The sequence below is a fragment of the Asticcacaulis sp. genome, assembly GCA_024707255.1.
GTDB lineage: Bacteria > Pseudomonadota > Alphaproteobacteria > Caulobacterales > Caulobacteraceae > Asticcacaulis.
The window spans coordinates 1,296,695-1,311,669 of the sequence record JANQAC010000001.1 but is presented as its reverse complement, the minus strand read 5'-3'; the positions used below and the strand labels follow the sequence as shown (position 1 = coordinate 1,311,669).

Annotated in this window: 14 protein-coding genes; 9 read left to right on the top strand and 5 right to left on the bottom strand. The window is 59.4% G+C overall.

Annotation, left to right across the window (positions count from 1 at the left end; all coding sequences use genetic code 11):
• Window positions 1–94 precede the first annotated feature (94 nt).
• Window positions 95–2,185, top strand: coding sequence for a PBP1A family penicillin-binding protein (locus NVV72_06340; protein ID MCR6658967.1), 2,091 nt, complete (start codon window positions 95–97; stop codon window positions 2,183–2,185).
• A gap of 285 nt (window positions 2,186–2,470) precedes the next feature.
• On the opposite strand, the gene NVV72_06335 is transcribed toward NVV72_06340, so the two are convergent.
• The 3 genes from NVV72_06335 to NVV72_06325 form a co-directional block, all read right to left on the bottom strand.
• Entirely contained in the window at window positions 2,471–3,220 is a 750-nt protein-coding gene (locus NVV72_06335; GenBank protein ID MCR6658966.1) for a M48 family metallopeptidase, read from the bottom strand.
• Entirely contained in the window at window positions 3,204–4,454 is a 1,251-nt protein-coding gene (gene phaZ / locus NVV72_06330; protein MCR6658965.1) for a polyhydroxyalkanoate depolymerase, read from the bottom strand. The genes NVV72_06335 and phaZ overlap by 17 nt, the downstream gene beginning before the upstream one ends.
• A 150-nt stretch (window positions 4,455–4,604) precedes the next feature.
• Entirely contained in the window at window positions 4,605–5,234 is a 630-nt protein-coding gene (locus NVV72_06325; protein MCR6658964.1) for an SCO family protein, read from the bottom strand.
• Window positions 5,235–5,273: 39 nt separating this feature from the next.
• Here NVV72_06325 and NVV72_06320 point away from each other — a divergent pair, with 39 nt between their 5' ends.
• Window positions 5,274–6,665, top strand: coding sequence for an ActS/PrrB/RegB family redox-sensitive histidine kinase (locus tag NVV72_06320; protein MCR6658963.1), 1,392 nt, complete (start codon window positions 5,274–5,276; stop codon window positions 6,663–6,665).
• A gap of 6 nt (window positions 6,666–6,671) precedes the next feature.
• A complete protein-coding gene (locus NVV72_06315; GenBank protein MCR6658962.1) occupies window positions 6,672–7,250 on the top strand; it encodes an ActR/PrrA/RegA family redox response regulator transcription factor in 579 nt (192 codons plus the stop codon).
• 76 nt (window positions 7,251–7,326) lie between these two features.
• Here the strand turns inward: NVV72_06315 and NVV72_06310 are convergent, their stop codons facing one another.
• Window positions 7,327–8,058, bottom strand: a complete 732-nt coding sequence (locus NVV72_06310) for a MarC family protein (GenBank protein MCR6658961.1) — start codon at window positions 8,056–8,058, stop codon at window positions 7,327–7,329.
• 77 nt (window positions 8,059–8,135) lie between these two features.
• Between NVV72_06310 and pyrF the strand changes: the two genes are divergently transcribed.
• On the top strand, window positions 8,136–8,822 hold the full coding sequence (gene pyrF / locus NVV72_06305) for an orotidine-5'-phosphate decarboxylase (GenBank protein ID MCR6658960.1): 687 nt from the start codon (window positions 8,136–8,138) through the stop codon (window positions 8,820–8,822).
• A 29-nt stretch (window positions 8,823–8,851) separates the two neighbouring features.
• Here the strand turns inward: pyrF and NVV72_06300 are convergent, their stop codons facing one another.
• Entirely contained in the window at window positions 8,852–9,067 is a 216-nt protein-coding gene (locus tag NVV72_06300; protein MCR6658959.1) for a DUF1674 domain-containing protein, read from the bottom strand.
• Between the two features lie 81 nt (window positions 9,068–9,148).
• Between NVV72_06300 and htpX the strand changes: the two genes are divergently transcribed.
• From htpX to rpe, 5 genes are all read left to right on the top strand, one after another.
• Complete coding sequence (gene htpX / locus NVV72_06295; GenBank protein MCR6658958.1) at window positions 9,149–10,060, top strand: zinc metalloprotease HtpX; 912 nt, start codon at window positions 9,149–9,151, stop codon at window positions 10,058–10,060.
• Between the two features lie 117 nt (window positions 10,061–10,177).
• Window positions 10,178–11,341, top strand: a complete 1,164-nt coding sequence (locus NVV72_06290) for an alpha/beta hydrolase-fold protein (protein MCR6658957.1) — start codon at window positions 10,178–10,180, stop codon at window positions 11,339–11,341.
• A 237-nt stretch (window positions 11,342–11,578) separates the two neighbouring features.
• Entirely contained in the window at window positions 11,579–12,619 is a 1,041-nt protein-coding gene (locus NVV72_06285; protein MCR6658956.1) for a hypothetical protein, read from the top strand.
• A gap of 188 nt (window positions 12,620–12,807) precedes the next feature.
• Window positions 12,808–14,253: a methyltransferase domain-containing protein gene (locus tag NVV72_06280; protein ID MCR6658955.1), complete on the top strand. Its 1,446-nt coding sequence runs from the start codon at window positions 12,808–12,810 to the stop codon at window positions 14,251–14,253.
• A gap of 54 nt (window positions 14,254–14,307) precedes the next feature.
• Window positions 14,308–14,967 carry a ribulose-phosphate 3-epimerase gene (rpe, locus tag NVV72_06275; GenBank protein MCR6658954.1) on the top strand — a complete coding sequence of 220 codons (660 nt, stop codon included), beginning with the start codon at window positions 14,308–14,310 and terminating at the stop codon, window positions 14,965–14,967.
• Window positions 14,968–14,975 lie beyond the last annotated feature (8 nt).

Here is a 14,975-nt window from a genome sequence, read left to right as displayed (position 1 = left end):
AACCAATCTTCACGCGACAGCTTCCCTAGATTTGCTATAAGACACCTAAGACCGCAGCGGGCGATGCGGAACCATGTTCATGAGTGAGGATTGAATGTCTAACGGACGGGGCCCCGATGACGGTATGGGGACGGGGAAAAGAACAGGGCGTCGCTCGCCTGTACAGGCTGTCTTTTACTGGCTGACCATAGCGGTCATCTGGATCGCCATCTTTGGCGTGGCGTTTATCGGCGTCATGGCTATCGACCTGCCGGATATATCGAAGCTCGATAATCCGGACAGGCAGCCTTCCATCACCTATCTCGATCGCTCAGGCGCCCTGATCGCCGTGCGCGGCGGATCGCAAGCCTCGGCGCCGGTCAAGATCGAGGAACTGCCCGATTACGTACCGCTGGCCTTCGTGGCCATCGAGGACCGTCGCTTCTTTACGCATCCGGGCTTCGATCCGGTCGGTATCAGCCGCGCGCTTTTGCGTAATCTCAGCAAGAAAAAAGGCTCAAATCTGGCCGGTGGTTCGACCATCACCCAGCAACTGGCGCGGAATCTTTTCCTCAGCGCCAACCAGAACATGAAGCGCAAGGTGCAGGAACTGATGATCGCGGTATGGCTTGAGCACAAGTACACCAAGAAGGAAATCCTGGAGATGTACCTCAACCGCGTCTATTTCGGCGCGGGGGCCTATGGCATCGAGGCGGCATCGCAACGTTATTTCAACAAGGACGCCAAGGACTTAAGCGTCGGCGAGGCCGCCATGCTGGCCGGGCTCATGAAGGCGCCCAATTCCTATTCGCCGCTTTCCGACCAGGAACGCGCCGGCCGTCGCGCCATGATCGTGCTCAATGAGATGGTGCAGTCGAAGGTCATTACGCCTGAGCAGCGCGACGAAGCCATCGCCAAGCCGATCAGCGTGTCCAAGACGCTGGCCTCGGCACATGCCCAGTACTTCGTCGATTGGCTGGACAAGGATATCCGCTCGCTGATCGATCCGAAAAATACTGAGGATCTGATCGTCGAAACCACGCTCGACCTGCCGATCCAGACTGACGCCGAACGCGCCGTCCAGACCATCATGGCGCGTGACGCCAAGAAGGGCCCGCAGCAGGCGGCGGTCGTATCGGTTGATGGCGAAGGCCGCATCCGCGCCATGATCGGCGGGGTGTCCTATGCCGACTCGCAGTTCAACCGCGCCACCGACGCCCACCGCCAGACTGGCTCATCATTCAAGCCGTTCGTCTACCTGACGGCGATGGAAAAGGGTTACCAGCCGACCACGCCGGTGGTGGATGAGCCCTACAGCATTGGTGATTATTCTCCGGAAAACTACACCCGGAGCTATATGGGCCTGATCGACCTGCAAACCGCCCTGGCCCATTCGATCAATACGGTGGCCGTGCGCCTGGCCAATGATATCGGCCGCGACAATGTCGCCGCCACGGCGCACCGCATGGGATTGACGGCCAAGATCAATACCGATCCGGCCATGGCGCTCGGCACCTCCGAAGCCACACCGCTGGAAATGGCGCAAGCCTATATTCCCTTCTCAAACGGCGGCATCCGCGCCACGGTGCACGGCGTGATCCGCATCCGCACCGCCACCGGCAAGGTGATGTACCAGTACCGCGATCCGGGCGAGGACGGTGGCCGCGTGCGCGTGGTCAATAATCCGGCCCTGTCCAACATGACCCTGATGATGCGCGGCGTCATGGCGCGCGGTTCCGGCACCGGCGCCAATATCCCCGGTTACGACCTCGCCGGCAAGACCGGAACCACCAGCGATTACCGCGATGCCTGGTTCGATGGCTTCACCGGCGGCTTCGTCACCGTAGTCTGGGTGGGCCGCGACGATAACACGCCGATGAAGGGTAAGGTCACCGGTGCCGGTACACCCGCCGCGATCTGGAAAACCTATATGGCATCGGCACTCAAGCGCATCCAGGTCAGTGCCATTCCGGAAGGCCCACCGCCCAGTGAACTGACGCCGGTGGCCGAGGACGCCCTGCGCGACCTGCTGGGCACACAGGCGGATGCCGTGGCGGCCTCGCAGGCGGCCAATGACAATGGCCGGGGGCAGAACGGCGAATTGCCGCCGATCGTCACCATGAAGCCGATCCCCAACCCGGAGGAGAAGAAAAAGGACAGTTCGCTGGACGATCTCTTCTCGGAAGCCCAGAAAAAGAACCAGTGAGGCCAGGGTGCGAGGCACCGGGGGCGCCGAGCCCTGGACCCTGAATCGCTATAGAGCCCCGGTCACCCGCCGGGGTTTTTTGCGCAATGGAAAGACCCCCCACCACCACATCTCACCGCTTTCGCGGTTCGTGCGGTCCCATGGCTTGCGAAAGCTATACTCTCGCTGGCGCCAGACCCCGACAAGTCGGGGAGGTACAAGAAGAACGGCCTTAATATACCTCCCCACCTCCGGTGGGGAGGGGAACCACGCTTGAAAGGCGTGGTGGTGGGGGTTCTTGCTTGTTTAACTGCTGTACTTAAACAGCGTGTGGCCTTCGGTTTTGAGCCATTTGCGTGCCAGCTTGTAGTCGCCGAACATAGCCGTTACCTCGTTCCAGAAACGGTCTGAATGGTCGGGGTGGCGCAGGTGGGCGCATTCATGGGCGACGAGATATTCCAGTACCTTCGGCGGCGCCAGGATCACCCGCCAGCTATAGCGAATGGCCTTGCGCGTCGGCGTGCAGGAGCCCCAGCGACCGCGGGCATCGAACAGAGACACCTTGACGCCGGAAACGCCCAGCATGGCCGCATAGCGCTCGGTTTCGGTCTGGAGGGCTTTTAAAGCCTGTTGACGCAGATAGCGCTCGACGCGGCGGGCGAACAGTTTTTCATCGCCGCTGGTGACAAGCCGCCATGAACCGTCCTCGACCTGAACGGGACGGGCCGTGATGACGCCGGCCTTTTCCGCCAGGGTGACGGCATGGCCGCGTATGGCAAGCGTCATTCCGGGCGCGAAGGCTTGAGGCGCGTCTTGATTGCGGCGGTGCTGCAATATCCAGTCGTGGCGGCTGCGGGCGAAATCGACGGCGTCGGCCAAATGTTTCGGACGCGGCGCGGTGACCACGGCTTCGCCGCTCCGGGCATCAATGCGCAGGGAAATCCGCCGGGCGCGGGCATTGACCTTCAGGCGCAGTTTATATTCGCCGCAATCGAGCAGGTCGCCGGCAGCATAGGTGGCTGTCGGGCGGATCAGCGCCTTAAGCGAGCTTATCATTTTGGGCGATGAAATCGCGGATGCGCGGATAGATGTCTTCGCGGAAGCGGCGGCCATTGAAGACGCCGTAGTGACCGGCACCCTTCTGGACGTACAGGAGCTTCTTGTCGTCCGGAATATTGGGGCACATGGCGTGCGCCGCCTGGGTCTGGCCGACGCCGGAAATATCGTCCTTCTCACCTTCCACGGTCATCAGGGCGATATCGGTAATGGCTTTCGTATCGACAGTGCGGCCCTTATGGACCAGGTCCCCCTTGGGCAGGGCGAACTTCTGGAACACCAGGTCGATGGTCTGGAGGTAGAATTCCTCGGTCAGGTCGAGCACCGACAGATACTCATCGTAAAATTCCAGGTGCTTGGTTTCGGCGTCACCGTCATTATCGACCAGCGAATGGAAATAGTCCCAGTGCGCATCGGCATGGCGAGCCTCGTTCATGCTCATGAAGCTGTAGAGCTGGACAAAGCCCGGATAAACACGGCGGCCGAGGCCCGGATAGGGCGGCGGCACGGTATGGATCATGTTCGACTTGAACCAGGTGAAGGGCTTTTCCTGCGCCAGGTCGTTGGTGACGGTCGGGTTGAAGCGGGCGTCGATCGGCGAGCCCATGAAGGTCATCGAGGCCGGACGGCAGGCATCCCTGTCTTCCGACATCAGGCAGGCGGCGGCCAGCACCGGTGGCCCCGGCTGGCAGACGGCCACCACATGGGCGCGGCTGCCGATGACGGTCAGCATGTCGCGGATATGATCCATGAAGGAATAGAAGTCGAAGCGACCTTCGAGGATCGGCACCTGGCGGGCATTGACCCAATCGGTGATATAGACATCGTGATCGAGCAGGAATTCCTGCACCGTGCCGCGCAGAAGCGTGGCGTAGTGACCGGACAGCGGCGCCACGATAAGGACGGCCGGCGCCGAGGTCTTGCGCTTGGCGCGGCGCAGATCGGACGGATCACGCTGGAAACGCAGTAGCCGGCACCACGGGCTTGACCAGTCCTCGATGATCTGGACGCGGACATCGATGTCGTTGATCTTGACGCTGTTGATGCCCCATTCCGGCTTGCCGTAGCGCTTGGTGACGTTGGAAAACAGTTCCGCCGAAGCGTAGAGCGTGCGGCCGATGGCGGTATCCGAGGCCGGATTGAGTTTCGACCCCCAGAAATCGCGCGTCATCTGCGCCATGGCCCGCAGCGGGGCGGCGGAATAGTAGGCGTATTCGTGGAGCGAATAGAGCATGGAGGTCATGTGTACTCTGGTTACCGTTAGCGGTAACCTACATTAGCAAACATGTCCTGCCAATTCATTACGACGCCTGAAAACATAAGTTTACCAAGGTGCGAGCACCCTGGACCCGCAGGTCTGACAGCGCTTTCCCGGCCATGTCCGTTAACTGTTTGCCTTCATTGAGTCTTTGATCTGCTCGGCGCTCTGCTGTGGGGTAATATCGCTCATCAGCGGCGAATCGAACTGGCCCTTCGGGTTCATCAAAAAAATCACGGCTGTGTGATTATAGGTGTAATTATCGCCGTCGCCGCTCTTGCTGGCCGTCACGCGATAGGCTTTTTCGACCGATTTGATCTCTTCTGAGCTGCCGGTCAGGCCGATCACGCCCTTCGGAAAGCCGCCACTGGCGAGGTAGGCTTTCATATTGGCCGGCGAATCACGTTCCGGATCGACGGTGATGAAGACGATCTGGAGCTTGTCGGCGTCCTTGCCCAAGGCGGTTTTGGTCCGCGCCAGGGATTGCAGGGTCAGGGGGCAGACATCCGGGCAATAGGTATAGCCGAAGAAGACCGCCGTCCACTTGCCGGTGAGGATCGACTGGTCGACGCGCTGGCCATCCTGGTTGGTGAGGGTGAAGGGGCCGCCGATCGTCACCGACGGATCGACCTGCGACGCATACTGCGACCTTGCGCCATTTGCGCCGCCCTTCAGGCTGTTGTACCAGTTATAACCGGCCAGGCCGATCAGCAGGGCGAAGGCGGCGGCGATGATCGCCAGGCGGAATTTAGTCATCGGGAACTTTCGGGCCAAAAACTTTAAAACAGAAATTTTATGTTTGTCAGCAAGACCCTAAACCATATCTCGGCCTTTTTAAACGGCCCCGATGTCGCAGCCCCGATCGGCGGCGGCGGGGAAAAGGATCACCTGCGCCTGCGTACTCTGATCATGCTGCGCTGGCTGGCCATTCTGGGCCAGAGCGCCATGATCCTGCTGATCGCCTATGGTTTCAATTATCAGCTTCGCCTGTGGTCGTGCCTCAGTATCATCATGGGCAGCGCCTGGCTGAATGTCATCCTCAGTCTCGGCCGCCGCAATTCGCGCGTGGCGGGTTGGGAAGCGACCCTGCAACTGAGCTTCGATGCTGTCCAGCTTGGCCTGCTGCTGGGCGTCACCGGCGGGCTGAACAACCCCTTCTGCCTGCTGCTGATCGCTCCGCCGACCGTGGCCGCCGCCAACCTGCCGACCCGGCATGGGCTGGTGGTTGTGGCGGTGTCGATGGCCGCGGCCATTGCCCTGGCTTTCTGGTCGCTGGACCTGCCGTGGAAAGCCGGGGAGGCGTTCGTATTGCCGCAAATGTACCGGCTGGGCTTCCTGGCGGCCATACTGGTCGGGATCGCCTTCACCGCCGGCTATGCCCGGCAAGCGGCGCTGGAAGCAACCCGCATGGCGCAGGCTTTAGCCGCCACACAGGCCGTGCTGGAAAAGGAAACGCGGCTGTCGGCGCTCGGTGGTCTGGCGGCCGCGGCGGCGCACGAACTGGGTACGCCGCTGGGCACCATCCAGGTGGTGGCGCGCGAAATGCTGCATGGTCTCAAGCCGGAAAACCCGCTTTATGAGGATGCCGAACTTCTGGTTTCGCAGAGCCAGCGCTGCCGCGATATCCTGAAGGCGCTTTCGGCCCGGCCGGAAACGCGTGACGCGGTCTATGACCAGGTGCCGCTGAAAACCTTCCTGAGTACGGCGGCCGAACCCTATCAGAGCGCGCGGGTGGTTATCCATATCGATATCGAGGCGCGCGGCATCGGCGATGCTGATGGCGGCATTCTGATCCTGCGCAGGCCGGAATGGTTGCACGCTTTTTCCGCCTTTATCGAAAACGCCGTCGATTTCGCCCGTTCCGAGGTGCGGATCAGTGCCGAGGTGACGCGCGGCTATGTGGCGCTGACCATTTCAGATGACGGGCCGGGTTTCGCGCCGGACATATTGTCGCGGCTGGGTGAGCCTTATATTTCCTCGCGTTATGACGCCGATGAAGGTGTAAAAGCCGGTAAAAGGCTTGGCGCGCAAAGCCATTCCGGCATGGGGCTGGGCTTTTTCATCGCCAAGACCCTGCTGGAACACACCGGCGCCAATGTGACCTTTGGTAACCGCGAGATCGGTGGCGCCTATGTGCGGGCCTTGTGGCAGCGGGATCAAATCGATATCCTGTCGCCGGATATTTAAAGGGTTATGCTCATGGACGCCGATCCGCACGAAGTTCTGAAAACCGCGATTGCCGGCCTGGCCGACAAGACCTTGCTGCTGATGGATGACGATGCGCCGTTCCGCAATCGTCTGGCGCGGGCGCTGGAGATGCGCGGCTTCACTGTGGCGGTGGCCGAGGGCGTGCATCAGGCCATGGAGATGATCGAGGCCAATCCGCCGGCCTTCGCGGTGATGGATATGCGGCTGGAAGACGGCAACGGTCTTCAGGCGGTCGAGGCCCTGCATCGCAAGCGGCCGGAAGCGCGGGCCATCATGCTGACCGGCTACGGCAATATCGCCACGGCGGTGGCGGCGGTAAAATCAGGCGCCATCGATTACCTGTCGAAACCCGCCGATGCCGATGATGTGGTCAAGGCCCTGCTGGCGGTGGAGGATCATGCCCCGCCGCCGCCGGAAAACCCGATGTCGGCCGATCGCGTGCGCTGGGAACATATCCAGCGCGTCTATGCCCTGTGCGGGCAGAATGTGTCCGAAACCGCGCGCCGGCTGAACATGCATCGCCGGACCCTGCAACGGATTCTCGCCAAGCGGGCACCGAAATAACAGAGATGACTTCGCTGGTTCTCTTCCCCTCTCCCCTTGAAAGGGGCGAGGGGGAAGAATTTACAAAAGCGTTAGCTTACCTGTGGTGAGTGCCGTTCTCATATGGATGGGCGGCGGAGGGCAGGATCAGGTTATGCGTGATCTCGCTGACCGAGGAAATGATGATCTGCACCGACAGGGCGCACAGGATCAGGCCCAGCACGCGCACGACGACCACCATGCCGACCCGGCCAAAAACACGCGAAATCGTGTTTGAAAACAGCAGAGTAATCAGGACCGCCACGCCGGTGGTGAAGATGGCCGCCACGCCGGCCACGAGGCCCAGCGGACCCATTTTCTGCGCCACATCGGCCTGGATGATGGCCGTGGAGATTGTGCCCGGCCCCACCATCAGCGGGAAGGCGAAGGGCACGACCAGTTTTTCAAAGGCATTCTTTGCCTTTTCGCGGTAACCGAGCGGCTGGACGCCGGTGGCCGGATCGCCGCCATGCGCCACCTCATCGGCGCGGGTGAAGGTCTCGATAAAGTCGCCGCGCGCCATTTCCAGGCCCATCAGGAAGAGCAGCAGCCCGCCGGCGATGCGGAAAGCATCCATAGAAATACCAAAGAATTTCAATATGCTCAGGCCGGCGAAGAAGAACAGGGTCAGGATCAGGGCGGTGAAGATCGAGATATAGATACTGATCAGCCGGCGCGACGCCGGGCTCTGGCTCTGGGTAGCCGCCGCATAGATGGGCACATTGCCGATCGGGTCGATCAGGGCGAAAAGCGTGATGAAGAAGTTGACGTAGAACTCGATAAGAGTCATTTGGCTGCCCACCGATGAATTTGCTTACCACACAGCAATTCGCCCTTTCCCGCAAGCCTGTTGAGATTGTAACCATGCTGAAAGCTGATCCCCGCCTGATCGTTGCCCTCGATGAACCCGATCTGGCCTCGGCCCGCGCTTTGGTGGCTACGCTTGGTGATAACGTCAGTTATTACAAGATCGGCCTGACGCTTCTGGCGCAGGGTGGTCTGGCGCTTTGCGAGGAACTGGCCGCGGAGGGCAAGTCGGTTTTCCAGGACTGGAAGCTGCATGATATCGGCGCGCAGGTCGAAGGCGCGGCGAAAGCTGCCTCATCCGGAGCCTGTGACCTGCTGACGGTCCATGCCGAACCGCAGGTGATGAGGGCAGCGATCAAGGGCCGCCATCCGAAAACAAAGGTGATCGGCGTGACGGTGATGACTTCGTTGACGCAGGCCGATCTCGACGAGATGGGCTATGGCGTGGCGCTGGCCGATCTGGTGTTGCGTCGCGTTGATCAGGCAGTAGACTGCGGCATGGATGGCGTGGTGGCCTCGCCGCATGAGGCCGCGCTGATCCGTGCGCGTGTGCCGGCCGATTTCCTGATCGTGACGCCGGGTGTGCGGCCTGTGGGGGCTTCGGTCGATGACCAGCAGCGAATCGCCACGCCGGAGGACGCCTTCCGCAATGGCGCCTCGCATGTGGTGGTCGGCCGTCCGATTACGCGCGCTGCTGATCCGGTGGCGGCCACACAGGCCATATTAGCAGCCATTCAAAACGTGTAATGGGGTCAAGGGGTCTGTGACCCCTTGTCTTAAAAGTCCACCGCAATCCCTTTACGCTCCCAGTCGCCATAGCGCGTGGGTTCGGGGCCGGTCGGGCCGCCTTCTTCAATGGCCTTGGCAATCTCGGCTTCTTCCTTCGCGCGGCGCTCGGCGGCTTCGGCCAGGGCGCGCTTGGCGGCGGGCGACAGGATCTTGCGCACGTCAAGGGCGCTCAGATCTGCAGGCTTTTCAACTTCAGATGACATTTTCGTAACCGTCTTGCGGGAAATGGCGCGGATTTCCATATTTAAGCTCTAAATCGTTGTTTCTCAAGGAGCCTTATTCAAATGAACCCGTTAAAGACCTGGCTGCTTCTGGCTGGCCTGACCGCGCTGTTCGGCGTGATCGGTTTTGCACTGGCGGGGCCGACGGGCATGTTGATCGCGCTTGGCCTGGCCGTGGCGATGAACGTCTTCAGCTATTATAATTCCGACAAGATGGTGCTGCGCATGTATGGCGCGCAACGGATCGACGCCAATGCGCCCAATGCCCTGCTGCGCGACTACTATGCCGATATTGAGCAATTGAGCCGCCGTGCCGGCCTGCCGATGCCGGCGGTCTATATCATGGATAGCGACCAGCCGAACGCCTTCGCCACCGGCCGCGATCCGCAGCACGCGGCGGTGGCCGCCACGACTGGCCTGCTCAGGATGCTGGAGCGTGAGGAAATCCGCGGCGTCATGGCCCACGAACTGGCGCATGTGAAAAACCGCGACACCCTGACCATGACGATTACGGCCACGCTGGCCGGCGCCATCTCGTCACTGGCCAATTTCGCCATGTTCTTCGGTGGTTCGCGCGACGATGAAGAGGGCGGCAGCAATATTGTCGTTGTGATCCTGATGGCGATCCTGGCACCGATCGCCGCCATGCTGGTCCAGATGGCGATTTCGCGTACCCGTGAATATGCCGCCGATCGCATGGGCAGCGAAATCTCCGGCGATCCGGAAAGCCTGGCCCGTGCGCTGAAAAAGATCGAAGCCTACGCGAAAGGCGGCGTGGTCAATCATGAGGCCGAACGCCACCCGGCCTCGGCGCATCTATTTATCATCAACCCTTTAAGCGGTCGCGGCATGGATAATCTGTTCTCGACTCACCCGGCAACGGAAAACCGCGTCAATGCCCTGATCAAACTTGGCATGGACATGAAACGTGGCGGGGCCGCCTATGGTCAGACAAGCGTGCCGACCGTGCAGTAGGGGACAGCGAAAGTAGAAAATACCTCCAAAAGTGGTATTGCGGTAATGAGGGATTGCTGCAATAGTCTGAGTAATAACAAACGCCATGAGACACATGGCAAACTCAGGGAGGTATCAATGAAGCGTGTTTTAACCACGGCGCTGGCCGCTGTGCTTTTCGCCGGTCCGGTCATGGCGCAAACCGCCGCGCCGGCCATTACGGAAGATTTCAAGCCGTCATCCGTCAATCAGCCGGGCCAGGACTACCCGCAGGTCAATTCGCAGGGCTATGTCCGTTTTCGCGTTACCGCACCCGATGCGCAGGCCGTCAAGGTCAGCCTGGGTCTCGGTGGCCGCGGCGGGACCACCCTGACCAAGGGGGCGGATGGCGCCTGGACCGGCACCACGGAAGGCCCGATGGATGAGGGCTTCCACTATTATCACCTGACCGTCGATGGCGGCACGTTCAATGATCCGGGCACGCTCAACTTCTACGGTTCGACCCGCTGGGAAAGCGGCATCGAGGTGCCGGCGCATGACGCCGATTTCTATGCGCTGAAAGATGTGCCGCACGGCAATGTGCAGCAGATTCTGTTCCCCTCGCCCAGCACGGGCACGCAGCGGCGCGCCTTCGTCTATACGCCGCCCGGCTATGACGCCAGCAAGGCCGAGCGCTATCCCGTGCTTTATCTCCAGCATGGCTGGGGCGAGGATGAAACCGCCTGGGCCAATCAGGGCCACGCCAACCTGATCATGGATAATCTGATCGCCGAGGGGAAGGCCAAGCCCTTCATCATCGTCATGACCTACGGCATGACCAATGAGGTCAAGCCCGGCGGCCTGTTCAGCTTCGATATCAAACCGTTCCAGACGGTGCTGGTCAATGAGCTGATCCCCTATGTCGACAGCCATTTCCGCACCCTGTCCGATCAGCCGCACCGCGCCATGGCCGGGCTTTCGATGGGCGGTTTCGAGACAAAGCTGATCACCTTCGCCAATATTGATAAGTTTGCCTATATCGGCCTGTTGAGCGGCGGCACCATCTCGGTCGATGACGTCAACAAGACGCCGGGCTTCAAGGACAAGGTCAAGCTGGCCTTTGTCAGCTTCGGCAGCCGCGAACTGGAAGGGCCGCGCATGGGGCCGCCGGGCGCCCCGCCGCAGGACCCGCGCAAAAACGCCGAAGAGTTGAAAGCCTCAGGCGTCAACAGCGTCTTCTATGTGTCGCCGAATACGGCGCACGAGTTCCTGTCCTGGCGGCGCAGCCTGCATGAACTGGCGCCGCTGCTGTTCCGGGATTGAGGCGCGTTTTGATGGGAAGAGGCGGTCAGCAAGGGCCGCCTTTTTTATAAGGTAAGGTCGTTGACGGCCACATGCCGGAATATGTCGTTTCCCGCACCGCCGGTGCGGAGATCAGCGGCCATCGGCAAGCGCAAGCGGCGGAGTGAGAGGTATTGCTTGAGGTGTATGAAACGCATTAGTTTAGGCACGAGGATCAAACAGCATTTATGCAATTTGGTAATGCCTTAAGGACCATCCGTGAAAGTAAAATTGCTCTCAGCTTATAAGCTCTCTGGAATAAGCCAGCTCGATAATAACGTTAATGGTTCTAAAATTTTTGTTTCTAAAAACCCTATTTTTCAAGCCACTATTACAGAATCATGTGTTGAAGCATTTGACATCTTTGATCGTCGGACTGCGTTAGGCAGTCTTGTCTTGTCAGTGTTTACGGGGCGGAACGACAACAAAAGTGCGGAAGAAGCATTTCACCATGAGATTTCGCAGCTTAAAGCAAAGCGTCAATTATCTGGGGCATTTGTCATCTGCGAAGGTGAATTTGAGATGCCTGAGCTTGTCTTTCAGACGCGAAGTGGAACTGGACCGGTTGATCTCACGCTAGATGATTTCGATAGAACGCCTTTTAAGCAAATTTTTGATCCCTTAGTTCGCAATGTTCTCACAGCGCTTAAGTTGGCCCAAAATAACGGTGATGGCGAGACCGTTCTTATTGGAGAAACGTTGTATATTTTAGATGCCGATAGGGAAATCCACCCTATTGCAATTAATGCCACAGCAAAATTGACTATCGCAAGCAGCTTTTCAGCACCTTCTCTGGCAATGGCATCGGCAATCGCGAAAAATCTTTCGAAATGTAATTATTTACAGAGATCAGTCGATTTATTTGCCGGGTCGCACGAAAAAGAGACCAGTCCACTGTTTGCATATATCGCTGCCTGGACAGCTTTGGAGATATTTGTCACGGCGAGTTTCAAAGAAATTTATCAAAAGCAATGGTATGAGTTATTGGAAAATGGCCTCCCTCAGTCAGCCAAAGTAGTCATTAAGCGGTTCGAAAAAGTCATGTCGGATAAGCTTCGACTGAATGACAAATTTGCTGTTATCGCTTCAATTTTGGCACCAAACGAAGCACAAGCGGACACAGAATTATTTTCCAAATTGAAGGATGTAAGAGACCATTTTGTTCACAAGCCCGATCCGAAAACGATCCCGGTTGGCACTGAGCAAATTCAATCCCTTTTGAAAAAATACTTGATGCTACATTTTGGCGTAATAACATAGCTATTCGGAGTTGCTCGACAAATCGAGCGTTACTTCTGTGAGATTTATTTTTGACGGATGTTATGCAAATATTTGTGTATGACAACTGACGTCATCTGTGAGCAATCCATAATCTTCCAAGGTTGACCCATCCGTCAGTGGGGCCTATAGACGCGCCGTCTCCCAGCATCTTAAAGAAAGCGCCCCTTATGGCCCCGAATAAGCCGCCGTCCAAGTCCACGGGCGGCAAGCCCTCGTTTCAGCGCAAGCTTGTCAAGCGCCCGCCCTCCAAGGGCATGGCCGCCAAGATCGCCGCCAAACAGGCGCCTATCAAGCATCTGGAACCGGTCATCAACACCTCTGACGATGGCGATATCGGCATGAATGCGCGCATCGCCGCCATGGGCCTGATCGATGCGGCGCTTACCAAGCGTTCCGGCTTCGATGAGGCCGTGACCCGCAGCGAATTCCTGGCCTTAAGTGAAGGCGAACGCGCCTTTGCCCGCGCCATGGCCCTGCTGGTGCTGCGCCGTCTGGGCCAACTCGATCACATTATCGAAAAGCGCACCCAGAAGACGCCTTCGGCTGCCGTCTGCGACCTGCTGCGCATCGGCCTGGTGCAGATCGGCTTTATGAACGTGCCCGATTTCGCCGCCGTTTCCACCACTGTCAAACTGGCTGAGCGCGCCTCCAACACCCGGCCGTTCAAGGGCCTGATCAATGCCATCCTGCGCGGGGTCATCCGTGAGGGCGGCCTGCCCGCGCCCATTGCTTCAAGATTGGCCCCCGATTGGCTCTATGCCCGCTGGAAGGGCGCCTATGGCGAGGATAACGCCAATGGCACCGCCTATATGCTGACCGAAGAGCCGGCGACCGATCTCAGCTTCAAGTCACAAGCCGATCTCGACGCGCACAAAGAGGCGCTGGAAGGCACGGATCTCGGCGGCCTGACCCTGCGTTCCGCCCTACGTGGCGATGTGCGTGAATGGTCAGGCTATGCGGATGGCGTCTGGTGGGTGCAGGATGCTGCCGCCGCCGTCGTGGTCAATGTGTTGGGCGATATCACCGGCAAGACGGCCATCGATCTCTGTGCCGCGCCCGGCGGCAAGACCATGCAACTGGCCGCCAAGGGCGCGACCGTCACCGCGCTCGACCGCTCGAAGAACCGCCTCAAGCGCGTCGAGGAAAATCTCGAACGCACGAAGCTTTCCGCCGATATTCAGATGGCCGATGCGGAAAGCTATGAAGACGACCGCGAATTCGATGTGGTCCTGCTCGATGCGCCCTGTTCGGCCACCGGCACCTTCCGTCGCCAGCCCGATGTGCTGTGGGCCACACGCCCGGCCGATATCGCCAAGCTGGCCGATGTCCAGCACCGCCTGCTCGATTCCGCCGCAAAGCGCGTGAAAGCCGGTGGTGATCTCGTCTATTCGACCTGCTCACTAGAACGTGAAGAGGGCGAAACCCAAGTTCTGGCCTTCCTGCGCCGCCACACCGATTTCAGCCTGGTCAAGCTTTCGCCCGAAAGCGCTGCTGATATGGGCATACCGGCCGAATCGGTCCGCCCCGAAGGCTGGGTGCGCCTGCTGCCGCATCAGCGCCCCGGCGGTCAGGATGGCTTTTTCATAGCAAAGTTAACCCGTAAGGCCGGTTGACCTGCTATAGGCAATCCCCTTAAGCAAGACCATCAAATCCGCGAGTACCCGATCATGACGACCCCGCTCATTTGCCCCTCCATCCTGGCCTCCGATTTTTCCAAGCTGGGCGAAGAGGTTCGCGCCATCACCGAGGCCGGCGCCGACTGGGTGCATATCGATGTCATGGACGGCCATTTCGTGCCGAACATCACCATCGGCCCGGACGTGGTGAAGGCGCTTCGGCCGCATTCGAACCTGCCGTTCGATTGCCACCTGATGATCTCGCCGGTTGATAGCTTCCTTGAAGCTTTCCGGAATGCCGGCGCCGACTATATCAGCCTGCATCCGGAAGCCGGTCCGCATCTGCACCGCTCGCTGAAATATATCCGCCAGCTTGGCGCCAAGTCGGGCGTGGTGCTCAATCCGGCGACGCCGGTCGAAATCCTCGACTGGGTGATGGACGATATCGACCTGGTGCTGGTGATGAGCGTCAATCCGGGCTTCGGCGGCCAGAGCTTTATCGACAGCCAGTTGAAGAAGATCGAGGTCATCCGCAAGAAGCTGGATGCCGTCGGCCACCCCGCCATCCTGCAGGTCGATGGCGGCGTGAATGCCCAGAACGCCCACAAGTGCGTGGAAGCCGGTGCGACCGCGATGGTGGCCGGCACCGCTGTCTTCAAGGGTGGGCCTTCGGCCTATGCCGCCAATATCAAGCAGCTCAAGGGACTATAGGATCTAGT

Bases quoted from the DNA above. Each gene is read 5' to 3' on its own strand.
- NVV72_06315 (MCR6658962.1), top strand. From the start codon at position 6,672: ATGCTCATGGACGCCGATCCGCACGAAGTTCTGAAAACCGCGATTGCC.
- htpX (MCR6658958.1), top strand. From the start codon at position 9,149: ATGAACCCGTTAAAGACCTGGCTGCTTCTGGCTGGCCTGACCGCGCTG.
- NVV72_06310 (MCR6658961.1), bottom strand. From the start codon at position 8,058: ATGACTCTTATCGAGTTCTACGTCAACTTCTTCATCACGCTTTTCGCC.
- NVV72_06300 (MCR6658959.1), bottom strand. From the start codon at position 9,067: ATGTCATCTGAAGTTGAAAAGCCTGCAGATCTGAGCGCCCTTGACGTG.
- NVV72_06325 (MCR6658964.1), bottom strand. From the start codon at position 5,234: ATGACTAAATTCCGCCTGGCGATCATCGCCGCCGCCTTCGCCCTGCTG.
- phaZ (MCR6658965.1), bottom strand. From the start codon at position 4,454: ATGCTCTATTCGCTCCACGAATACGCCTACTATTCCGCCGCCCCGCTG.
- rpe (MCR6658954.1), top strand. From the start codon at position 14,308: ATGACGACCCCGCTCATTTGCCCCTCCATCCTGGCCTCCGATTTTTCC.
- NVV72_06290 (MCR6658957.1), top strand. From the start codon at position 10,178: ATGAAGCGTGTTTTAACCACGGCGCTGGCCGCTGTGCTTTTCGCCGGT.
- NVV72_06280 (MCR6658955.1), top strand. From the start codon at position 12,808: ATGGCCCCGAATAAGCCGCCGTCCAAGTCCACGGGCGGCAAGCCCTCG.
- NVV72_06335 (MCR6658966.1), bottom strand. From the start codon at position 3,220: ATGATAAGCTCGCTTAAGGCGCTGATCCGCCCGACAGCCACCTATGCT.
- NVV72_06320 (MCR6658963.1), top strand. From the start codon at position 5,274: ATGTTTGTCAGCAAGACCCTAAACCATATCTCGGCCTTTTTAAACGGC.
- NVV72_06340 (MCR6658967.1), top strand. From the start codon at position 95: ATGTCTAACGGACGGGGCCCCGATGACGGTATGGGGACGGGGAAAAGA.